This window comes from Ginsengibacter sp. (assembly GCF_057362405.1).
Genome location: NZ_JBMQQG010000228.1, coordinates 1 through 5,163, shown reverse-complemented (window position 1 = coordinate 5,163; position 5,163 = coordinate 1). Strand labels below are relative to the sequence as shown.

Here is a 5,163-nt window from a genome sequence, read left to right as displayed (position 1 = left end):
GAACTGCCGCATAAACTGGTATCATTACTTTTTGTAATGTTGACCACCGATGTAGTAATTGATGTCGTGACGCTGTCCTTACATCCGTTTATATCTGTAACAACCAGTTTTACAGTGTACGTTCCCGAAGTAACATAACTATGCGACGTGTTTTGCTGAACATCAGTGGTTCCGTCTCCAAACGACCATTTCCATGAATTGATTGCTGAAGTATTAGTATAGCCAAGACCCTTAAAATTAAAACTGCTACATGATGTGGCACTGTCTTTAATTCTTACAGAGTCTATATTTGGTTTAAATAAAATGGTATCGACAGGGATTTTTAGGTTGAAGAGATTGATGCCGGCATTGCCAGGCGTGGTACCATAAGGATTATTGTTATCAGCAATGATAACACCATTGATTCCACCGGTATTATTCACGGCAATATTTGCCGGCACTGCACTGCTATTTGACCAAAATACTCCGGCACCTCCTCCTGCCCCCGGACCTATATGGCTGGCATTAGGAAGATAATAAACTGCTAAATCCCCGCCTTTTCCTCCGCTTACATCTACAGTGGTAGGTTGAGTTAGCGATGTATTATCAATCAGGACTGTTCCTGCGCCACCCCCGCCACCGCTTCCGTCATGGCAAAGATCAATGGGCGATAAATCACATTGATGTGCATCACCTCCCCTTGCACTTATTTTGAAGCCTCCTGAATTTATGATGGGCGATTTTATGATAATGATTCCGCCCCCATCCCCTCCATTCATTGGATCACCTCCGGCATTATCGGTATGGCCAGAGCCACCGCCGCCGCCCATAAATATTTTGTTAGTAGCATTGCTGTAAGCGAGTGGCTTGCCACCCAGGCCACGATTGTCAGTTGCCGAACCTCCACAGGCATCTAACTGGTAACCACCGTATCCACCAGCACCACCGTTTGAGCCACCTCCGCCTCCTGAATTATGTCCGTTGCCACCACCACCTCCATTTGCGGGTGAGCCTTTGCCCCAGGCAATCGGATCTCCGATGCTGGTTATAGATTCTCCTTTTTCCGCAGCGCCAGCCGTACCACGCGAATAGAAATAATCGTTGTAATTACAATAAAGTGTTGTGGTATTAGGATTAGGACTTCTGCCACCTAAAAATCCCTTGCCTGACACATCAATATCGGCATTCAATGTGGTGGTATTGGCTACAGTTAAAACCAGTACACCACCAATAGTACCATTCCACGGCAAACAGGTAAGGGTATTGTTTACGGTATAATTTTTAAAATAAGGTACCCTTATTAATTGAACTTTACCATTGGGAATATCGTACTGTCTTTTTAATACATTCAGCAGGGCAAGCGAATTTCCATTTTTTTGCTTTACAATGTTCATTTCATAATTCCCGGAATTATTATAGTTGGTGATATTTCCAAATGATGCAGTATTGGTCGAATCAATCGTTGCTCCTTTCATCTGTATTATAAGAACCGTATCGCCTGGATTATATTTCGTTGCATCAGCTACTTTCAACTCATTCTTGCAAATATCAAGTCCCAGGACGGGGGTATAATCATTAATTATTGTGCTATCTGTAACGCTTGTACAACCTCCGTACGCATTAACTTCGTCCGTATTAAGTGGCCTGTTATAAATTCTGACTTCGTCCATTGCCCCATTAAACCAATATGGATATTGAGTATTGTTTAAATGGCCAAGAAATAGATCATAGCTATTGGTAAAAGTTGCCCCATTTGCAGGCCCTGAACCAACTAATTGACAATTAACATAAATTTTTGCAGTAGCTCCGTCAGAAGTATATACAACACTATACCAATTATTTGTTTGAATGAATGGCGTATTGGAATAAGGTGTTGTATTGATCCCAAAAAAACTTTCGTGGTTTACATCTGGATTGGTGATGGAGCAGTTTTGATTATTGGTATAATAAGAATCGTCAAAGCGTATCATGTAGTTGCCAGGAAGGTAATCGCCATCACCCTTCATTACTATATTGTTCCCGTGGCATGGACCTTGGTAAAAGCCGGCGACCTTCACCCAGGCGCAAATAGAAATTTGATTTACAGAATTAAGGGAAGGACTATTAGGTATTTGAATATAATTATCAATACCATTGAAAGAATATGCACTATTAGGAATGCCAAATCTGTCTGTAGTTAAAGTTGCATTATTGAAAGCAGGATTATTCCCATTTCCACTGACATCATTGGCATTGCCATTAAATGGATAATAGGCAACTAATCCGCTGTTTAAATTTACCTGTGAAAAGGTTAGGTTAGCTGAAAATAAAGGTAAGAGGATAAGTAATAATTTTTTCATTCGGGTAACGCGATATCTACATGTAAATTAATTTGAAAACAATATAATTTTTCTGGTGAATACATTGCATCTTTTACCGCGTCATTAAAGAAATAGTCTGCAAGTAAGAAGCATCTACAAAGTAATTTAACCTTCAAAAATGATAAGGAGATTGAAAAAAGAGAAATATTCGTAAGTAATAAATACTTCATAAAAGTAGTTTTGGCAAGATGGAATGATTCCTCAATATACTGCTTATTTTATAAATGCGAAACGCCGGTATAAGATTTTGGTGTTAATTTCTTTAGTTCCTTTTTTATGGCTGGCGACACAGCTAACGTGCTGATAAATTTATGAATCACCTGTTTGGTGATATGCGAATTTCCTCTTGTTAAATCCTTCAAGGCTTCGTATGGTTTCGGATAATTTTCTCTTCTTAAAATTGTCTGTATCGCTTCGGCAACTACGGCCCAGTTATCTTCGAGGTCTGCGTCAATCTTTTGTTTATTTAAAATCAATTTTCCTAAACCTTTTTGTAATGAATTGATTGCAAGAATTGTATGGGCAACCGGTACGCCAATATTCCTGGTAACGGTAGAATCAGTTAAGTCGCGTTGTAATCTTGATACAGGAAGTTTCGCTGAAAGATGCTCCAGCAAAGCATTTGCCATGCCGAGATTTCCTTCTGCATTTTCAAAATCAATTGGATTTACCTTATGAGGCATGGCGCTACTGCCGACTTCACCTTTTTTTATTTGTTGCTTAAAGTAGTCCATACTGATATACGTCCATACATCGCGGCAAAAGTCAATGAGAATGGTATTAATTCTTTTGATATTATCAAAATGCGCGGCAAGTAAATCGTAATGCTCTATTTGTGTTGTGTATTGCTGACGCTGAATACCTAACTTATCTTCAAGGAATTTATTGGCAAATGTTATCCAGTCTTTTTTCGGGTAGGCGGCATAGTGAGCATTGAAATTCCCGGTGGCTCCGCCAAATTTTCCAGTGAAGGGGATATAACTAAATTGTTCAATCTGGCCTTCAATTCTTTCTACAAATACCATAATTTCTTTTCCCAAAATGGTTGGTGATGCTGGTTGCCCATGGGTTCTGGCCAGCATTGGAATATTTTTCCACGCTTTTGAAAGATCAATTAACTCATGTTGCAGATTTATTACTGCCGGGAGATATTCGAACTCCACGGCGTCTTTCCATAAAAGCGGAATGGCAGTGTTATTAATATCCTGCGATGTTAATCCAAAGTGGATCCATTCGCCAAGATATTCACAACCGAGTTCTTTCAGCTTTTCTTTCAAAAAGTATTCCACTGCTTTTACATCATGATTGGTAATACGCTCTGTATCCTTAATTTTTTGAGCGTCCTCCAAAGAAAAAGTTTCAATAGCTTTTAATAGTTGCTTTTTTAAGGCGGGTGTAATTTTGAAAAATTGCTGTTCCCCCAAAAAAATGAAATATTTTATTTCAACTTTAACACGGTATTTGATTAAGGCAAATTCTGAAAAATATTCGTCAAGATGTTGCAATTGTTTTCTATATCGTCCGTCAATTGGGGAAATAGCAGTAAGTGGCTGAAGTTGCATGTGCGTTGATTATTAGAATGCAAAAATTTGATCTTTTAATCATTTTCATTGCACTAAATTTGCGGCAAAATTAAAGTAATAGGTTTGGAAAGAAAAATAAGGGTTGGTGCAGTGAGTTACCTCAATACGAAACCCCTCATCTACGGTTTTGAGCATGGGATGATGAGGGAAACCGTTGAATTAAAAATAGATTTCCCTTCAAAAATAGCTTCCATGTTACTGGAAGATGACATTGATGTAGGATTGGTTCCCGTTGCAATAATTCCTGAAATGAAAGAACACTATGTTATTTCTGATTATTGCATCAGTTGCGACGGAGCCGTTGCCAGTGTTGGTTTGTTTAGTGATGTTCCTTTAAATAAAATTGAAAAAATCTTATTGGATTATCAAAGCAGAACTTCGGTAGAGTTACTTAAAATCCTGGTTAAAGATTATTGGAAAATTGATCCGGTTCTTGAAACAACAATGGGAGCATATCAAACAAAAATTTCAGGAACTACCGCTGCTCTCGTCATAGGCGACCGTGCCCTTGCTCAAAGAGAGATTTCGTCATACATTTTCGATCTTGGCCTTGAATGGAAAAAGTTTACCGGGTTGCCATTCGTTTTTGCGGCATGGATTAGCAACAAAAAGTTCGATGCAAATTTTACAGGCGCCTTTAATAAAGCCAATGCATTTGGATTGGATCATCTTGATTTGGTATTGCAGGAAAATCCATATGAGGCATTTAAACTAATGGACTACTATACAAAATTTATCAATTACAAACTGGATGATGATAAATTATCAGCTTTAGAAATTTTTATGAAAAAGCTGCAGAGATTGGCGGTCGCAAATGAAATAACTCCGTAATGCAGTAATTTTAACACTAATAAAAAACCGATGGCAGAAACTCTTGGCATGTTATGTGATAAACTCACCATTGTAAAATTAAAACAATATCATACAGATGATAAGGAGCGATTGCAAAGTTTGGACAACCAGGCATTGCAATTGCAGCAGGAAATTGATGTGTATGTAGCAGAAGCCATTAATGGAAATATTCCTCCTGAAAAATTGACTTTTAAAGCGAATAAAGTTTTTAAAAAAGAAGGGAACGAAACAAAAGACGTAACAGGCAACATCGGGGGAATTTTCTCGCAATTGGCTGACGTAAACTGCCGCCTTTGGCATGAAGTGGAAAAAGGATACGACATCGAAAATGTTCCTGTAGAAGAAAAAGACAAGATTGTGAAAATGCTTGCGGTGCTTAACCTGGAAAG

At 38.5% G+C, this 5,163-nt stretch carries 4 protein-coding genes; 2 read left to right on the top strand and 2 right to left on the bottom strand.

Features of this window, described 5'->3' with window-relative positions:
• Positions 1–2,318, bottom strand: a 2,318-nt coding sequence (locus ACO1O5_RS19325; protein WP_486273178.1) for a LamG-like jellyroll fold domain-containing protein, incomplete at its 3' end; no start/stop codon positions are given.
• Between the two features lie 239 nt (positions 2,319–2,557).
• A complete protein-coding gene (gene purB, locus ACO1O5_RS19320; protein WP_486273176.1) occupies positions 2,558–3,901 on the bottom strand; it encodes an adenylosuccinate lyase in 1,344 nt (447 codons plus the stop codon).
• Between the two features lie 84 nt (positions 3,902–3,985).
• Here purB and ACO1O5_RS19315 point away from each other — a divergent pair, with 84 nt between their 5' ends.
• Positions 3,986–4,753: a menaquinone biosynthetic enzyme MqnA/MqnD family protein gene (locus ACO1O5_RS19315; RefSeq protein ID WP_486273174.1), complete on the top strand. Its 768-nt coding sequence runs from the start codon at positions 3,986–3,988 to the stop codon at positions 4,751–4,753.
• 30 nt (positions 4,754–4,783) lie between these two features.
• Positions 4,784–5,163 (top strand): hypothetical protein (locus tag ACO1O5_RS19310; RefSeq protein ID WP_486273172.1); only part of this gene is annotated, 380 nt, incomplete at its 3' end.